We start from the raw sequence: 15,408 nt of genomic DNA, 5'->3' as shown, positions 1-15,408 counted from the left end.
TCCCCATCGAAGCGACGACGAAAAGGTACATGCCCCGTTCCACCGATCCGTGAAACGGTCAGGTGAGGTACCAGTGCGTCACGCCGTACGCGATCGGGGCGATCAGGGCGAAGGCCCCCAGTGGTCCCTGCATGTGCCGGGCCACCCAGAAGGTCGGCGCGTCGCCGGCCAGGCGGCGGCCGGCCTGCCCGAAGTTGACGGCCAGGTCGACCAGGTTGGCCGCGACCACCGCGATCAGGCCGATCACGGCGCCCTTGGCCGGGGTGAAGGGCAGCACGAGCACGCTGCCGAGGGCGGCCGCGGCCAGCGTGCCGAGCATCGCGCCGAGCACCACGCCGGCGGCGCCGCGCGGCACCTGGGCCGCGATGCGCGGCTTGGGGAGCACGGCGTCGGTGGCCCGGGCGACCACGAGGGCCACTCCGGCCGCGGTCGCGCACATGGTCAGCGTCTGTGTGCCGGACTCCTGCCGGGTGAGCAGGATCGGGATGGCGTACGCCACCACGCCGGCCACGACGGCCAGGGTGGCCCGCCACGAGTCGCGGGCCCGGGCCCGGTCGTCGGCACGGACCAGCTGGCCGATGAAGGCGGCCACGAACCCGCCGGCCAGCACCCACACGAGCGGCAGCAGCGCCGGCTCGGCGCGGGTGACGGCGAGGTAGTCGGCGGCCAGCGCCACGACTCCGCCCACGCCGAGGGTCACCATGGCGGCCGGCGGGCGCAGGGCCATGATCCAGGCGATCAGATAGAGAGCCTGGACCCCGAAGAGCACGATGGCGTACGGCAGTCGCGCGTCCGGTGCGGAGGTCTGCGCGCCGAGGATCAGCCCGATCGCCAGGAGGCCGGAGAACCCGGCGATGGCCAGCGAGAGCTGTCGCCGGACCGGGACGACCTCGATCTCCTCGAACTCGTCGTCGCCGAGATCGTCGTCGATGGTCTCGGGCTCGTCGTCGGGGCGGACGCCGGAGGGCGGCCTCTTGCCGCCGGAGCGCGCGATCTCGCGCGACGCGTCGGCGTCCCAGGGGTCGTCCTGCGGCATGGAGGGGAACACGCAGCGATCGTGCCAGACCCGGGCCCCGAAGGTAAAAGGCCGGTTACGCGGCCATGGTGGGAGCGTTCACTACGTCACTCGGGCAAACGATCGAGGTGTTCGAGGCGATGGATCGGTTAAGGTAAGCGCAGCCCACCCGTCGGTGACGCCGGGAAAACTACGCCGATGAGTCACCCTGTGCGGCTCAAGCCGCAAGGACGGAGGTGAGTGTGGAAATCCTTCTGTTGGTGACGGCACGTGCCGGTGAGCCTTCCGCCGTGCTGCCCGCGCTGGATCTGCTTCCCCACTCCGTACGCACCGCCCCCCGCGATGTTCGCACCCTGGTGTCCGGCCCGAGCCCCGACGCGGTCCTGGTCGACGCGCGTTCCGAGCTCTCCGAGGCCCGCGCCACGTGCCGCATGCTGCACGCGACCGGCATCGGCGTTCCGCTGATGGCGGTCGTGACCGAGGCCGGCCTGATCGCGCTGAACGCCGACTGGGGCGTCGACGACGTCATCCTGGCCAGCGCGGGCCCGGCCGAGGTCGAGGCGCGGTTGCGCCTGGGTGTCGGCCGCCTGAGCAACGCGACCGCCGGCGCCGGCGGGTCGATCCGGGCCGGCGAGCTCAACATCGACCCCGACACCTACGCGGCGAAGCTCAAGGGCCGCCCGCTCGACCTCACCTACAAGGAGTTCGAGCTGCTCAAGTTCCTCGCCCAGCACCCGGGCCGGGTCTTCACCCGCGACCAGCTGCTGCGTGAGGTCTGGGGCTACGACTACTTCGGCGGCACCCGCACGGTCGACGTGCACGTGCGGCGCCTGCGGGCCAAGCTCGGCTCGGAATACGAGTCGATGATCGGCACGGTCCGCCAGGTGGGCTACAAGTTCGTGGTTCCGCCGTCGGGCCGTCAGCTCCCGGACAACGAGCCGGTCTCGCTGCCGGTCTGACCCGAACACATGACGGAGATCCGATCCACGGATCGGCTGAGCGCCGCGGAGGCGGCCGGCGTGCTCGCGCTGGCCGCTGCCGCCGACCAGGCCGATGGTGTCCATCCCCTGTCCGAGGATGTGGTTCTCCGGGTGCGCGGCGGGGGCGACCCCGCGGCGCACCGCCATCTGCTGGCCCGGCACGACAATGAGCTCGTCGGTTACGCGTTCGTCGAGGACGCGTCCGGCGAGCTTTTCGTTCATCCGGCCCATCGGCGGCGCGGCCACGGCACGGCGCTGCTGGCGGCCGCCGGTGACGGCCCGCTGACCTTCTGGGCTCACGGCGACGAGCCCGGTGCGCGGGTGTTCGCGGAGAAAGCCGGTTTCGAGCGGGTGCGCGTCCTGTGGCAGATGCGCCGGTCGCTGCTCGAGCCGCTCCCCGACATCCCGCTGCCGGCCGGCCTGACCCTGCGCGGCTTCCGCCCCGGCTCCGACGAGGACGCCTGGCTGGCGGTGAACGCCCGCGCGTTCGCGCACCACCCCGAGCAGGGTCGCTGGACCCTCGACGATCTGCGGCTGCGCGAGGCCGAGCCGTGGTTCGATCCGGCCGGCTTCCTGCTCGCCGTGGACATCCAGGACGAGCTGGCCGGCTTCCACTGGACCAAGGTCCACCCGGCCAACGGCGACGATCCGGCGCTGGGCGAGATCTACGTGCTCGGCGTCGACCCGAGTGGTCACCGCAAGGGCCTGGGCGCCGCGCTGAGCGTGGCCGGCCTGCGCCATCTGGCCGCTCAGGGGCTCACAGTTTCGAACCTTTACGTCGACGAGTCGAATGCCGCCGCGGTCGCTCTCTACCGCCGTCTGGGCTTCGAAATCTTCAAGACGGACGTGAGTTATCAGCGTCACTGACTCACATTCTCACGAGTCACGAACAGGACAAGGCCGTATCTCGGGGCGGTAACTACCACCCGTATATGTCGGATATTTCGGTCTCTAGTCACTCAGTTCACGCAACGGACAACTCGCCCTCAGGGGAAGGCCATGTTCCGGCGGAAACGTGTTCACCGCCAGTTCACCAATGGCCAGGTAACCGGCTACCTCGCCTGCTTAGCTTTCGTTGTGTTGCCGGTGCGATACCGGCCAGCACTCACCCTGAAGGGAAAACTGTGAAGCTCCAGCGGTCCGGTTACATCGCCGGCATTGCTCTGACTGCGACGCTCGCTCTCACCGCGTGCGGCTCGGACAACAACGAGCCGTCGGGTGACAGCGGCGCTTCGGCTGCTTCGGCCAACTGTGTCGCGGGCAGCCTGACGGCCCAGGGTTCTTCGGCTCAGAAGAACGCCATGGACGAGTGGATCAAGAAGTACCAGTCGCAGTGCTCCGACGCGAAGGTCGACTACCAGGCCACCGCCTCGGGCGCCGGCATCCAGGCCTTCATCGCGGGCACCGCCGACTTCGCGGGCTCCGACTCGGCCCTCAAGGAGGAGGAGCAGCCGCAGGCCGACGCCAAGTGCGCCGGTGGCACCGCCCTCAACCTCCCGATGGTCGTCGGCCCGATCTCGGTCGTCTACAACCTGGACGGTGTCGACAACCTCCAGCTCGACGCGCCGACCCTGGCCAAGATCTTCGACAGCAAGATCACCAAGTGGAACGACCCGGCCATCGCCGCGCAGAACTCGGGCGCCAAGCTCCCGGACACCGCCATCACCGCGGTGCACCGCTCGGACGAGTCGGGCACGACCGACAACTTCACCAAGTACCTGAGCAAGGCCGCCGAGAAGGACTGGACCTACGGCAACGCCAAGGCCTGGAAGGCCAAGGGCGGCACCGGTGCGGCCAAGTCGGACGGTGTGGCCAGCGCGGTCAAGAGCACCGCCGGCTCGATCTCCTACGTCGAGCTCTCCTACGCGGAGAACAGCGACCTGCAGAAGGCCAAGATCAAGAACGGTGCCGGTGAGTACACCGAGCTGACCGGCGAGTCGGCCGGTAAGGGCATCGAGGGCGCCAAGATCACGGGCACCGGCAACGACCTCAAGCTCAGCATCGACTACAACGCCACCACCGCCGGCGCGTACCCGATCGTTCTCGTGACCTACGAGATCGTCTGCAGCAAGGGCAGCGCCAAGGCCGCCTCGCTGAAGAACTTCTTCACCTACACCTCGAGCACGGGTGGCCAGGACGCCCTGGGCGACCTCGGCTACGCGCCGCTGCCGGAGACCATCCGGGCCAAGGTCGAGACCGCCGTCGCCTCGATCTCCTGACCGTCACCAGATAGTCAAATCCCTCCGAGACGACAGCGAGCGAGCAGATGGGTGACTACCCCTCCCGCTCGGAGAACGCCACCGCCGGCGACCTGGGTGTGACAGAAAGCCACACCCGGGCCGCCGGCCTCGGCGTATCCCCGAGCAGTTACGAAGAACCCCCGTTCGGCGGCGGTGGCGCCCTCCCCAGGAAGAAGCGCTTCTCGATGGAGAGCGGCTTCCGGGGCCTCTCCGTCGGCGCGGGCGCGATGGTGCTGGTCATCATCGTGGCCATCGCGATCTTCCTGATCTCGAAGGCCGCGCCGGCCATCAGCGCGGACAAAGAGAACTTCCTGACCTTCAAGCAGTGGTTCCCGAACGAGACCGAGCCCCGGTTCGGCATCGCCGCGCTGGCCTTCGGCACCGTGCTGACCTCGGTGATCGCCCTGCTCGTGGCGGTGCCCATCGCCCTGGGCATCGCTCTGTTCCTGTCGCACTACGCGCCCAAGCGGCTGGCCACGCCGCTGGGCTTCGTGATCGACCTGCTGGCCGCCGTGCCCAGTGTCGTCTTCGGCCTCTGGGGCCGCGACGTCTTCATGGAGCCGGTCCGCAACTTCTCCGAGTGGCTCAACAAGTACTTCAGCTGGATCCCGATCTTCGGCGGCGACGGCCCGTTCGGCCGCTCGGTCCTGCTCGGCAGCCTGGTGCTGGCGATCATGGTGCTGCCGATCGTCACCTCGCTCTCCCGCGAGGTCTTCCTGCAGACCCCCGGCATGAACGAGGAGGCCGCCCTCGCCCTGGGCGCCACCAAGTGGGAGATGATCCGCACCGCGGTCCTGCCCTACGGCAAGCCCGGCGTCATCGCCTCCGTGATGCTCGGCCTCGGCCGCGCGCTCGGTGAGACGATCGCCCTGGCGCTGACCCTCGGCGTGGTCTTCAACATCTCGTTCAACGTCATCGAGAACGGCGGTAACTCGATCGCCGCCAACATCGCCAACGCCTTCGGCGAGGCCAACGAGACCGGCCGCGGCGCCCTGATCGCCTCGGGTCTCGTCCTCTTCGCCATCACCCTCGTGGTGAACATGGCGGCTCGGGCGATCATCTACCGTCGGCGCGAGTTCCGGGACAGTGCGGCATGACACTTCTGCAGAACGAGGCGTCCGACGTCGTCATGACGCCGGACAACATCCGGACCAGGAAGCTGCCGGTCGCCTACAACATCGGCATCGCGGTCGCCGCCCTGGCCATCGCCGCGGCGGTCGTGTTCCCCACCGGCATCGGCAACTGGGTGCTCGTCGTCGTTCTCGGCGTCGTGTTCTACCTGGTCGGCCTCCAGGTCGTGGCCGGGCGCATCGAGGGCCGGCGGGCGGCGCGCAACCGCATGTGGCAGGCGGCCATCTACTGCGCCTGTGTGCTGGCGATCCTGCCGCTCGCCTCGGTCGTGTGGACGCTGGTCTCCAAGGGCGTGTCCCGCCTGGACGGTGACTTCTTCGGCAGCTCGATGAACAACATCGGCGCCCGCGACCCGAACGGTGGCGCCTACCACGCCATCATCGGCACCCTGGAGCAGGTCGGCATCGCCACGCTGATGGCCGTGCCGCTCGGCGTGCTCGGCGCGATCTACCTGGTCGAGTACGGCAAGGGCCGGTTCGCCAACACGGTCCGCTTCTTCGTCGACGTCATGACCGGCATCCCGTCGATCGTCGCCGGTCTGTTCATCCTGTCGTTCTGGGTGCTGATCGTCAGCCCGTGGTTCAACAACGGGACGCCGCGCTTCTCCGGCTTCGCGGCCGCGCTGGCCCTCACGGTACTGATGCTGCCGACGATCGTCCGGTCCACCGAGGAGATGCTGCGCCTGGTGCCCGGCCCGCTGCGCGAGGGCGCGTACGCGCTCGGTGTGCCGCAGTGGAAGACGATCGTCAAGGTCGTCCTGCCGACCGCCCTGCCCGGCATCGTCACCGGCATCATGCTCGCCATCGCCCGTGCGGCTGGCGAGACGGCACCGGTGCTGCTGGTCGCGGGTGGCGCGGCGGCGATCAACTTCGACCCGTTCGCGGGCGGTCAGCAGTCCCTCTCGCTGTTCGTGTACCAGCAGGCGGCCGACGCCTCCCGGTACGCGCCGGCCCGGGCCTGGACCGCCGCTCTCACGCTGGTCGCTCTCGTTCTCGTCCTGACGATCGCGGCCAAGCTGCTCGCCCGCCGCTCGAGTCTCCGTTAAGAGGTATCCCCCATGGCCAAGCGCATCGAGGCGAGCAACGTCAGCTCGTACTACGGCAACTTCAAGGCGATCGACGGCATCTCGATGACCGTCGAGCCCAAGACGATCACCGCCCTGATCGGACCGTCGGGCTGCGGCAAGTCGACGTTCCTGCGGTCCATCAACCGCATGCACGAGGTGCTGCCGAACGCCCGCATCGAGGGCCGGCTCACCATCGACGACCAGAACATCTACGACCCGGATGTGGACGTCACGGCCGTCCGCCGGCTCATCGGCATGGTCTTCCAGCGGCCCAACCCGTTCCCGACCATGTCGATCTACGAGAACGTGGTCGCCGGCCTCAAGCTCAACGGCGTCAAGAAGAAGTCGGTGCTGGACGACGCGGCCGAGCAGTCGCTGAAGTCGGCGAACCTCTGGAACGAGGTCAAGGACCGGCTCAACCGGCCCGGCGCAGGCCTCTCCGGTGGTCAGCAGCAGCGTCTCTGCATCGCCCGCACCATCGCGGTCGAGCCCCAGGTCGTGCTGATGGACGAGCCCTGTTCGGCGCTCGACCCGATCTCGACGCTGGCCATCGAGGACCTGATGTTCAAGCTGAAGGACCGCTTCACGATCATCATCGTCACGCACAACATGCAGCAGGCGGCCCGCGTCAGCGACAAGACCGGCTTCTTCTCGATCGACAAGACGGGCGACCCGGGCCGTCTGATCGAGTACGACGACACGCAGAAGATCTTCAGCAACCCGTCGGAGAAGAAGACCGAGGACTACATCACCGGCCGCTTCGGCTGAGTCGTCGTCAAAGGCAAGAGCGCCCTGCTGCTACGGAATGTGCAGCAGGGCGCCGCCGTCTTCGGTGAATTCCACGCGAGGCTGGACGGGCGTCGCGGCGTTGCGGCGGCTCGAGGCGGCGACCACTTCCGCTATTTTTTTGTACGGTCGTAATGAGTCAACGGTCGAGCGCGTCGGTGGGAGCATCGAAAGGCCGTACGCGGCTGCCGGGCCGGACCATTGGGTGCCCTCACTCTCTCCGGAGACGTCGCGGGCCGTCTGGCCTTCCGGCAGGAGAGAGACGAAGAACCACGTGTCGTACCGCTTCGGCTCGAACTCCGGGGTGATCCAGCGGGCCCACGGGAAGAGCAGGTCGTCGCGCAGGCGCAGGTGGTGACGCTGCAGAAGCTCGGTCAGGGTCTGCTCGCGGGCGGCCAGGGCGGCCCGCTCGGCCTCCCACTCGGCGGTGCTCACGTCGCTGATCGTGCGGTCGGGCTGCTCGACCGGGCCGGCCAGCAGGACGCCGGCCTCCTCGAAGAGCTCGCGCGCCGCGGCGCCGACCACCGCGCGGGCCCGCTCGTCGGGCACGCCGAGCAGCTCGGACCAGTCCGTGCGGATCGTCTGGGGCCGGTCCGACGGATCGACGCCGCCGCCGGGGAACGCGTGGAGACCGCCGAAGACCATCGTGGTGGCGCGCTTCAAGACGTACAGCTGGAAGGAATCGCCCGAAGGGCGCAGAAGCACGACGGTGGCCGCGTCGCGGGCCGGAGCCGGAGTGCCGCGGAACTCGCGTGCCCTTTGCACCATGGCGGGCGGAAGGCTGAACGGTGTCGAGTCGGTCACCGTTCGATCCTCACACCGAAGGCCCTGCGAAAGATAGCGTAGCGATCATGACCGCACAGAAGGTTCGCTGGGGCATTCTCGGCCCCGGCGGGATCGCCGCCACGTTCGCCGCCGACCTGCCGCTCGTGCCCGGCGCCGAGCTCGCCGCCGTCGGATCGCGCTCGGCGGAGACCGCCACCGCGTTCGCCGAGCGGTTCGGATTCGCCCGCGCGCACGGCTCGTACGCCGACCTCGCCGCCGACCCGGACGTCGACGTCGTCTACATCGCCACGCCGCACGCCTTCCACGCCGAGGCCGCCCTGCTCTGCATCGAGGCCGGCAAGCACGTCCTGGTCGAGAAGCCGATCACGCTCGACCTGCTCACCGCGGCCGAGGTCGTCACGGCCGCGCGGGACAAGGGCGTCTTCCTCATGGAGGCCATGTGGATGCGGCTCAACCCGGCCATCCGCAAGATCGCCGAGCTGGTCGAGGAGGGCGCTATCGGCTGGGTCAGCGCCATCCACGCCGACTTCGGCCTCCAGGGTCCGTTCGACGCCGAGCACCGGCTGCGTAACCCCCGGCTGGGCGGCGGCGCGCTGCTCGACCTCGGCGTCTACCCGATCAACCTGGTCCACCTGATCCTCGGCACCCCGGCCTCGGTGCAGGCCTGGGCCCACCTGACCCCGGAACGGGTGGACGAGAACACCGGCGTCCTGCTCGGATACGAGCCGGGTGCGGTCGCCGCGATCACCTGCAGCATCAACGGTGAGAGCCGCAACAACGCGACCATCACCGGCACCGAGGGGCGCATCGAGCTGCCGTCGGGCTTCTTCGTGCCGCGCTCGTTCCAGCTGCACCGGGCGGGCAAGGCGCCCGAGACGTTCGAGTTCCCCTTCGAGGGCAGCGGCTATCAGTTCGAGGCGGCCGAGGTGCAGCGCGCCATCCTGGCCGGCGAGCAGGAGAGCCCCCTCATGCCGCATGCCACGACGCTGGAGATCATGACCTTGCTCGACACGATCCGCGAAGAGATCGGCGTAGTTTACTAACGACTACTGTGGTCGGATGCCGTCGAAAAGGGTCGGCGGCAAGCCGACGTCGAGCGATGTGGCCAAGGCCGCTGGTGTCTCCCGGTCCGCCGTCTCGTTCGCCTTCAACAATCCGCAGCGCCTCTCGTCGGCGACCCGCGAGCGCATCCTCGCCGTCGCCGGCGAGCTCGGATATACGCCGAGCCCGCTGGCCAAGATGCTGCAGTCCGGGGCGACGAACTCGATCGGCGTGCTGCTGCCGCAGAAGCTGGCCCAGGTGCTGGAGAACCCGTACTACGCCCGGTTCCTGATGGGCGTCGGCCAGGTCTGCGACCAGGAGGGCTACACGCTCCTGCTCAGCCCGCCGTTGCAGGACTCGGTGCTCAAGGCCATCCCGGTCGCCGCGGCCGACGGCTTCATCGTCTGCGGCCTGCAGACCGAGGGCGCCGAGGTGGCCGAGCTCGAACGGCGCGGCGCCCCGTTCGTGCTGATCGACAGCGACCGCTACGAGAACGCGCCGAGCGTCGAGGTCGACGACCGCGGCGGCGCGTACGAGGTGGCCCGCTATCTGCTCGAACTGGGCCACCGGCGGCTGGCCGTGCTCTCCATCGACCCTGGCCCGCTGACCCGCGGATATCGAGGGCCGCTCGGGCGCCGGCTGGCCGGCATCGGCGATGCCCTGGCCGGCGTCGGGCTGGGCATGGACGACGTGGCGCTGGCCGAGGTGCCGGTCTCGCGCACCGAGGGCTATCGCGCGGCCCGCGAGCTGATGGCCCGCGATCCGCGGCCGACCGCGATCCTGGCCCTGTCCGACGTGCTGGCCTACGGGGCGGTGGACGCGCTGGCCGAGCTCGGCCTGGACGTGCCGGGCGACGTGTCGGTGACCGGCTTCGACGATCTGGCCGAGTCGGCGTGGTTCCGGCCGCGGCTCACGACCGTACGCCAGCCGATCGTGACCAAGGGCCGGACCGCGGCCGACTTCCTGATCTCGGCCATCCGGGGCGAGGACCAACATCCGCACCAGATGCTCGGTACCACGCTGATCGTTCGCGATTCAACGGCTAAACCGGTGATGTAACACGAGTTAGTAAACCTGCTACGGTCACGATCATGAGTGATTCGTGGTGGCGGTCCGCTGTCATTTATCAGATCTACCCGCGCAGCTTCGCCGACGCGAACGGCGACGGCGTCGGTGACCTGCCCGGCATCCGCAGCCGGCTGCCCTATCTGCGCGACCTCGGCGTCGACGCGGTCTGGCTGTCGCCGTTCTACCTGTCCCCGCAGGCCGACGCCGGCTACGACGTGGCCGACTACCGGGTCGTCGACCCGCTGTTCGGTTCGGTGGACGACGCCCGCGACCTGGTCGCCGACGCCCACGACCTCGGCCTGCGGGTGATCGTCGACCTGGTGCCCAATCACTCGTCCGACCAGCACGCGTGGTTCCAGCAGGCCCTCCGCGAGGGCCCCGGCTCACCGCTGCGCGAGCGCTACCACTTCCGCGACGGCCGCGGCGACCTCCCGCCCAACGACTGGCCCTCCATCTTCGGCGGCCCCGCCTGGACCCAGGTCCCCGACGGTCAGTGGTACCTGCACCTGTTCGCCCCCGAGCAGCCCGACTTCAACTGGGACCACCCGGCCGTGGCCGACGAGTTCCGCACCATCCTGCGGTTCTGGCTCGACCTGGGCGTCGACGGCTTCCGCATCGACGTGGCGCACGGCCTGGTGAAGGAGGCCGGCCTGCCCGACATCGGCCGCGCGACCGAATGGCACCTGCTCGACGTGGGCGAGAGCCCCTGCTTCGACCGGGACGGCGTGCACGAGATCTACCGCAGCTGGCGGCGCATCCTCGACGAATATCAGGGCGAGCGGATCGCGGTGGCCGAGGCGTGGGCGCCCACCCTGGCCCGGGTGGCCGACTACGTACGCCCCGACGAGCTGCACCAGGCGTTCAACTTCAGCTATCTGGCCACCCCGTGGAACGTCGACGACCAGCGTTCCGTCATCGACGCCTCCCTGGCCGCGATGGGCGCGGTCGGCGCACCCGCCACGTGGACGCTGTCGAACCACGACGTGGTCCGCCACACCAACCGCCTGCTCCAGCCGGCCGAGGGCGACGTGGCCGGCCGCAAGCCCACCGAGGTCGACCCGGTGGCCGGCCTGCGCCGTGCCCGGGCCGCGTCGTTGCTGCTGCTGGCCCTGCCCGGCTCGGCCTACCTCTACCAGGGCGAGGAACTGGGCCTGCCCGAGGTGATCGACCTGCCGCCGGAGGTGCGCCAGGACCCGGCCTTCCACCGCGCGACCGGCCAGGACGGCTACCGCGACGGCTGCCGGGTGCCGCTGCCGTGGTCGGGCACGTCGGCCCCGTACGGCTTCGGCCCCGAGGGCGGCCCGTCCTGGCTGCCCCAGCCCGACGCGTGGGCGACGCTGAGCGTCGAGGCCCAGGACGGCGTGGCCGGCTCCACGCTGACCCTCTACCGGGATGCTTTGGCCCTGCGCCGCAAGCTCCTGTCGGGCGACGACCTGACCTGGCAGGAGGCCCCCGAGGGCCTGCTGGTCCTCGACCGCGGCCCGAGCTTCCGCTGCACGGTCAACATGGGCGAGGCCCCGGTCCGCTTCACCCCGCCGGGAGAGCTCCTGCTGACGAGCGGCCCGGTCGGCGGCACCCCCACCGAGATCGAGCTCCCACCCGACACAACGGTGTGGTGGCAGATCTGAGAATGCTCGCCAGGCCGGGGGACGGTCCCGGCCTGGCGCTCTCTCACCTGCTCTGCGGCCGCACCGGCGAGGGCCGCCGCGGCGCCGATTCGCGCGTGTCCCATCGCGTGCTGGCCAGCTGCCGCTCGGTCAGAGTGAGCAGGTCGAACACGTCGCGGGCCAGGTACGCCGTGGTTCCGCGGTCGACCCGCTTGCGGGCCAGGATGCCGGCGTCGGCCAGGTCCTCCAGGGCGGCGCGAGCGGCGGGGAACGAGACTTCGAGCAGACGCTGCGCGGACTGCGCCGTGGCGACCGGCGCCTCGGGCAGGAGAGGCAGCAGGCGCATGACCGCCGAGTCCGCGCGAGGTTGTGGCTTCGACCCGCTTCGCAGACGATGCGCCGAGTAGCGGCTCGACCAGTGATCCTGCATTTCGCTGAGCTGAGTGACGAACTGCTGCGCCTGCTCGACCGCGACGGCCACCGCTTGGAGGAAGACCCGGAACCACTCGGCGGTGCCGGTCACGGCGGCCTGCCCGTCGATGGGACCGAGATAGCGATAAGCCGTCAGGCCTTCGACGTATTCGCGCGACCGCGTCAGGAGGACGAGGCTCACTGGAAGTACCGCAGCCTGGGTAAGTCCGCGACGGGTCAGGACGGTGTGGATGAGAGCGCGTCCGACGCGCCCGTTGCCGTCCGCGAACGGATGGATGGTCTCGAATTGAGCGTGGGCCAGGGCGGCTTGCAGTAACGGGGCGTGGACCGCTCCCGTGATGTAGTCGGCCAGATCCTCGATCAACCTCGGCACCTCACCGGGCGGCGGCGGTACGAAATCGGCATCGAGCGGATGCCAGTCGCTGCCACCGATCCAGTTCTGGCGATCACGGAGTCCCTGTTGGGGATGCTCCGGAAGCAGTGCCCTGTGTAGGTCGCAGAAGGCGCCGGGGTCGATGACCTCGCACACGGCCAGTTGCCCCGCGGCCTGCCGAAGCGTCACGATGTTGTTCGCCACCAGCCGGGCGTTCTCCGTGAAGCCCGCGACGGGCCCTTCCTCGACCGACGCGAACTCGGCGAGCGCCACCTGTTGCGCGGAGACCTGAAGGCCTTCGATACGGGACGACGCCATGGCCTCGGACCGCAACAGGAACCGGCCGAGACTTTCCAGGCCCATCGAGCCGCGGGCACCGGTTAGCCCTCGCACGGCCATCTCGACCTCGGCTGCCCTCCGGGCGAGGTCGCGGTCGAGGATGATCGGCCGTGTGAGCAGGTCGTCCGGCACGTAGGTGCGGAAATGTCCGCCCCTCTGATCCCGGCGTGCCGGCGCGTGCCAGGAGATGTCCCAGTGTGCTTCGCGGAGCTCAGCCATCGTGGCTAACCTTTACTGGAAGGGTCTTCTGTTAAAGATTAGGACCTAAACTTTCATAGTTTTGCGGTCCAGTAAAGGAAACCGGCTATCCCGTTCCCGAACGGGCCCGGCCCTGATCCGCTTCACCCCGCCCGGCGGACGAGCATGTACCCGTACGGCGGCTCCGATCCTCCGGGCTGCGGAGTGCGACCCTCGAAGATCAGGGCGAACCCCGCGGCGGCGAAGCGGTCCTCCATCTCCCGGGCCGATAGCCAGTACCGGTCGAAGTCGATGCCGAAGCTCTCGACGCGGCTGCCCGGAGCGTTACGGTGCCGGACGCCGTCGCCGTGCTTGAAGGCGGCCACCAGATATCCGCCCGGCTTCACGACCCGGGCGAGTTCGGCGAAGGCCGGAACCCGGGCGTCCGGCGCCAGGTAGATCAGCGAGAACCAGCACACCACTCCGACCAGCGACGCGTCGGCGAACGGCAGCTCGCGCACGTCGGCGACCTCGTAGGTGAAGCCGGGGTTGTCCCGTCGGGCGACCTCGATCATCTTGGGCGAGAGATCCACGCCGCGAGGCGACAGGCCCCGGCCCGCCAGGTAGGGAAGCAGGCGGCCGGTGCCGCAGCCCACGTCCGCGACGTCAGTGCCCTGGGCCGCGGTGAGCTCGGCGAACAAGTCGAGCATGGCCCGCTCGATGGGCATGCTCTCGAGCACCCCGGTCAGATTTTCGGCATACCACTCCGACAGCACGTCGTGCGCGTCCCGTAGTTCCTCGGTACCGGTGTCCATTCCGCGTAACTTACCGGTGTGATCGTTAGCCGGCTATCGGGTTGCGCTGCGGCAAGATCGTTAGCTGGCTATCCTTCGATGGTGAAGAGCGTCGAGGTCATGCGCGTCAATGCGGCGCTGAACAAGATGAGCCAGCTCTACCGGGTGGCCAAGGCCCGGCGGCTCGGTGAGCTCGGGCTGCACCCGGGGCAGGACGTCCTGCTCTGGCAGCTGGCTCAGGAGCCGGACGGGATCACCGTGACCGAGCTGGCGGCCCGGCTCGGGGTCGAGCCGCCGACCGCCACCCGCAGTCTGGCCCGGCTCGGTGCCGGCGGGTGGTTCCGGCGGGAACCCGTGCCGGGGGACCGGCGGCAGGTGCGGATCGTGATCAGCGAGGAGGGGCTGAAGCTGATCCCCCGCATCGAGGACGCCTGGAACGATCTGGCCGACCAGATCATCGGGTCGGTCACCGTGGCCGAGCGGGCCATCGTGCTCAGCGCCCTCGAACGGGCCAACGACCGGCTCCGGGCCGATCTGGGCGACGACGCCCCCGCCGGAAGTTAGCCGAACAAGGGGCGGACCAGCAGGTAGATGCCGCAGGCGATCAGCCCGGCGGCCGGGAACGTGGTCACCCAGGCGATCACGATGTTGCCGGCCACGTTCCAGCGGACCGCGTTCAGGCGCTTCGTGGCGCCCACGCCCATGATCGCCGAGGTGATCGTGTGGGTGGTCGAGATGGGCGCGTGCAGCACGTACGCGTTGAAGAAGAGCACCGAGCTGGCCACCGTCTCGGCCGCGAAGCCCTCGGCCGGGCCGAGGTCGATGATCTTCCGGCCGAGGGTACGGATGATGCGCCACCCGCCGGAGTAGGTGCCCAGGGCCAGCATCGTCGCCGTGGTGATGTAGACCCACCACGGGATGTGGGTGGGGCTGTCCTGGAAGCCGCCCGTGTAGAGGGCCAGCACCACGATGCCCATGGTCTTCGCCGCGTCCTGGATGCCGTGTCCCACGGACATGGCGGCCGCCGACAGCGTCTGAGCGTGGCGGAAGCCGCGGTTCAGCTTGCCGGGGTTGCCCCGCCGGAAGATCCACATGATGGCGACCATCACGAGGAAGCCGAGCAGGAGGCCGACGATCGGCGAGGCGACCATCGGGATGAGCACCTTGTTGACGATGTTGCCCCATTGGACGCTGCCCTGGGAGGACGCGAGCAGCGTGGCGCCGACCAGGCCGCCGAACAGGGCGTGGGACGAGCTCGAGGGCAGGCCGAAATACCAGGTGATGAGGTTCCAGGCGACGGCGCCGACGACTCCGGCGAAGACCACGCCGAGACTGGGTACGCCCAGTTTCAGCGTGACCAGGCCGTCGCCCACGGTCTTGGCGACCTCGCCGCCCAGGTGGGCGCCGATGAAGTTGCCGATCGCGGCCATGGCCAGGGCGACCCGCGGGGTCAGGGCCCGCGTGCTGATGCTGGTGGCGATGGCGTTGGCGGCGTCGTGGAAGCCGTTCGTGTAATCGAACGCCATCGCGGCGATGATGACCGCCAGGACGGCGATGAGCTCGGGCGACAAGG

At 69.4% G+C, this 15,408-nt stretch carries 15 protein-coding genes; 10 read left to right on the top strand and 5 right to left on the bottom strand.

The window, feature by feature from the left end; genetic code table 11:
* Positions 1–58: 58 nt before the first annotated feature.
* On the bottom strand, positions 59–1,048 hold the full coding sequence (locus tag ACQP2X_RS47090; RefSeq protein WP_498692719.1) for a hypothetical protein: 990 nt from the start codon (positions 1,046–1,048) through the stop codon (positions 59–61).
* 203 nt (positions 1,049–1,251) lie between these two features.
* Between ACQP2X_RS47090 and ACQP2X_RS47085 the strand changes: the two genes are divergently transcribed.
* From ACQP2X_RS47085 to pstB, 6 genes are all read left to right on the top strand, one after another.
* A complete protein-coding gene (locus ACQP2X_RS47085) occupies positions 1,252–1,974 on the top strand; it encodes a winged helix-turn-helix transcriptional regulator (RefSeq protein WP_179854978.1) in 723 nt (240 codons plus the stop codon).
* 9 nt (positions 1,975–1,983) lie between these two features.
* On the top strand, positions 1,984–2,862 hold the full coding sequence (mshD, locus tag ACQP2X_RS47080; protein WP_498692718.1) for a mycothiol synthase: 879 nt from the start codon (positions 1,984–1,986) through the stop codon (positions 2,860–2,862).
* Between the two features lie 257 nt (positions 2,863–3,119).
* On the top strand, positions 3,120–4,214 hold the full coding sequence (gene pstS / locus ACQP2X_RS47075; protein ID WP_498692717.1) for a phosphate ABC transporter substrate-binding protein PstS: 1,095 nt from the start codon (positions 3,120–3,122) through the stop codon (positions 4,212–4,214).
* Between the two features lie 47 nt (positions 4,215–4,261).
* The gene (gene pstC, locus ACQP2X_RS47070; protein ID WP_498692716.1) at positions 4,262–5,332 is read left to right on the top strand and encodes a phosphate ABC transporter permease subunit PstC; all 1,071 of its coding nucleotides are present in this window, start codon (positions 4,262–4,264) and stop codon (positions 5,330–5,332) included.
* Positions 5,329–6,411 (top strand): phosphate ABC transporter permease PstA, encoded by a 1,083-nt coding sequence (gene pstA, locus ACQP2X_RS47065; protein ID WP_498692715.1) that lies wholly within the window; start codon positions 5,329–5,331, stop codon positions 6,409–6,411. Before pstC ends, pstA begins: the two co-directional genes overlap by 4 nt.
* A 12-nt stretch (positions 6,412–6,423) precedes the next feature.
* The gene (gene pstB, locus ACQP2X_RS47060; RefSeq protein ID WP_097317660.1) at positions 6,424–7,200 is read left to right on the top strand and encodes a phosphate ABC transporter ATP-binding protein PstB; all 777 of its coding nucleotides are present in this window, start codon (positions 6,424–6,426) and stop codon (positions 7,198–7,200) included.
* A gap of 30 nt (positions 7,201–7,230) precedes the next feature.
* On the opposite strand, the gene ACQP2X_RS47055 is transcribed toward pstB, so the two are convergent.
* Entirely contained in the window at positions 7,231–7,986 is a 756-nt protein-coding gene (locus ACQP2X_RS47055; RefSeq protein WP_498701282.1) for an NUDIX hydrolase, read from the bottom strand.
* 83 nt (positions 7,987–8,069) lie between these two features.
* Here ACQP2X_RS47055 and ACQP2X_RS47050 point away from each other — a divergent pair, with 83 nt between their 5' ends.
* From ACQP2X_RS47050 to ACQP2X_RS47040, 3 genes are read left to right on the top strand one after another with little or no spacing between them, the layout of a single operon-like run.
* The gene (locus tag ACQP2X_RS47050) at positions 8,070–9,047 is read left to right on the top strand and encodes a Gfo/Idh/MocA family protein (RefSeq protein WP_498692714.1); all 978 of its coding nucleotides are present in this window, start codon (positions 8,070–8,072) and stop codon (positions 9,045–9,047) included.
* Positions 9,048–9,063: 16 nt separating this feature from the next.
* A complete protein-coding gene (locus tag ACQP2X_RS47045; protein ID WP_498692713.1) occupies positions 9,064–10,104 on the top strand; it encodes a LacI family DNA-binding transcriptional regulator in 1,041 nt (346 codons plus the stop codon).
* 32 nt (positions 10,105–10,136) lie between these two features.
* The gene (locus ACQP2X_RS47040) at positions 10,137–11,741 is read left to right on the top strand and encodes a glycoside hydrolase family 13 protein (RefSeq protein ID WP_498692712.1); all 1,605 of its coding nucleotides are present in this window, start codon (positions 10,137–10,139) and stop codon (positions 11,739–11,741) included.
* Between the two features lie 43 nt (positions 11,742–11,784).
* Here ACQP2X_RS47040 and ACQP2X_RS47035 read toward each other — a convergent pair whose 3' ends face one another.
* Together ACQP2X_RS47035 and ACQP2X_RS47030 are read right to left on the bottom strand one after the other, a co-directional pair.
* Positions 11,785–12,996 (bottom strand): Fic family protein, encoded by a 1,212-nt coding sequence (locus tag ACQP2X_RS47035; RefSeq protein WP_498692710.1) that lies wholly within the window; start codon positions 12,994–12,996, stop codon positions 11,785–11,787.
* 209 nt (positions 12,997–13,205) lie between these two features.
* The gene (locus ACQP2X_RS47030) at positions 13,206–13,856 is read right to left on the bottom strand and encodes a class I SAM-dependent DNA methyltransferase (protein WP_498692709.1); all 651 of its coding nucleotides are present in this window, start codon (positions 13,854–13,856) and stop codon (positions 13,206–13,208) included.
* 81 nt (positions 13,857–13,937) lie between these two features.
* Here ACQP2X_RS47030 and ACQP2X_RS47025 point away from each other — a divergent pair, with 81 nt between their 5' ends.
* Complete coding sequence (locus ACQP2X_RS47025; protein WP_498692708.1) at positions 13,938–14,399, top strand: MarR family winged helix-turn-helix transcriptional regulator; 462 nt, start codon at positions 13,938–13,940, stop codon at positions 14,397–14,399.
* On the opposite strand, the gene ACQP2X_RS47020 is transcribed toward ACQP2X_RS47025, so the two are convergent.
* A complete protein-coding gene (locus ACQP2X_RS47020) occupies positions 14,396–15,406 on the bottom strand; it encodes an inorganic phosphate transporter (RefSeq protein ID WP_498692707.1) in 1,011 nt (336 codons plus the stop codon). The two genes, ACQP2X_RS47025 and ACQP2X_RS47020, sit on opposite strands and share 4 nt — an antisense overlap.
* Positions 15,407–15,408 lie beyond the last annotated feature (2 nt).

It is taken from the genome of Actinoplanes sp. CA-131856 (assembly GCF_050956135.1).
Taxonomy (GTDB): domain Bacteria; phylum Actinomycetota; class Actinomycetes; order Mycobacteriales; family Micromonosporaceae; genus Actinoplanes.
Note: the sequence above shows the minus strand (reverse complement) of the source record. Positions and strands in the feature narration are given on the sequence as shown.

Excerpts from the sequence above, each read along its gene's own strand:
- pstB (WP_097317660.1), top strand. The coding sequence starts at position 6,424 with ATGGCCAAGCGCATCGAGGCGAGCAACGTCAGCTCGTACTACGGCAAC.
- ACQP2X_RS47055 (WP_498701282.1), bottom strand. The coding sequence starts at position 7,986 with ATGGTGCAAAGGGCACGCGAGTTCCGCGGCACTCCGGCTCCGGCCCGC.
- pstA (WP_498692715.1), top strand. The coding sequence starts at position 5,329 with ATGACACTTCTGCAGAACGAGGCGTCCGACGTCGTCATGACGCCGGAC.
- ACQP2X_RS47040 (WP_498692712.1), top strand. The coding sequence starts at position 10,137 with ATGAGTGATTCGTGGTGGCGGTCCGCTGTCATTTATCAGATCTACCCG.
- mshD (WP_498692718.1), top strand. The coding sequence starts at position 1,984 with ATGACGGAGATCCGATCCACGGATCGGCTGAGCGCCGCGGAGGCGGCC.
- ACQP2X_RS47045 (WP_498692713.1), top strand. The coding sequence starts at position 9,064 with ATGCCGTCGAAAAGGGTCGGCGGCAAGCCGACGTCGAGCGATGTGGCC.
- ACQP2X_RS47030 (WP_498692709.1), bottom strand. The coding sequence starts at position 13,856 with ATGGACACCGGTACCGAGGAACTACGGGACGCGCACGACGTGCTGTCG.
- pstC (WP_498692716.1), top strand. The coding sequence starts at position 4,262 with ATGGGTGACTACCCCTCCCGCTCGGAGAACGCCACCGCCGGCGACCTG.
- ACQP2X_RS47050 (WP_498692714.1), top strand. The coding sequence starts at position 8,070 with ATGACCGCACAGAAGGTTCGCTGGGGCATTCTCGGCCCCGGCGGGATC.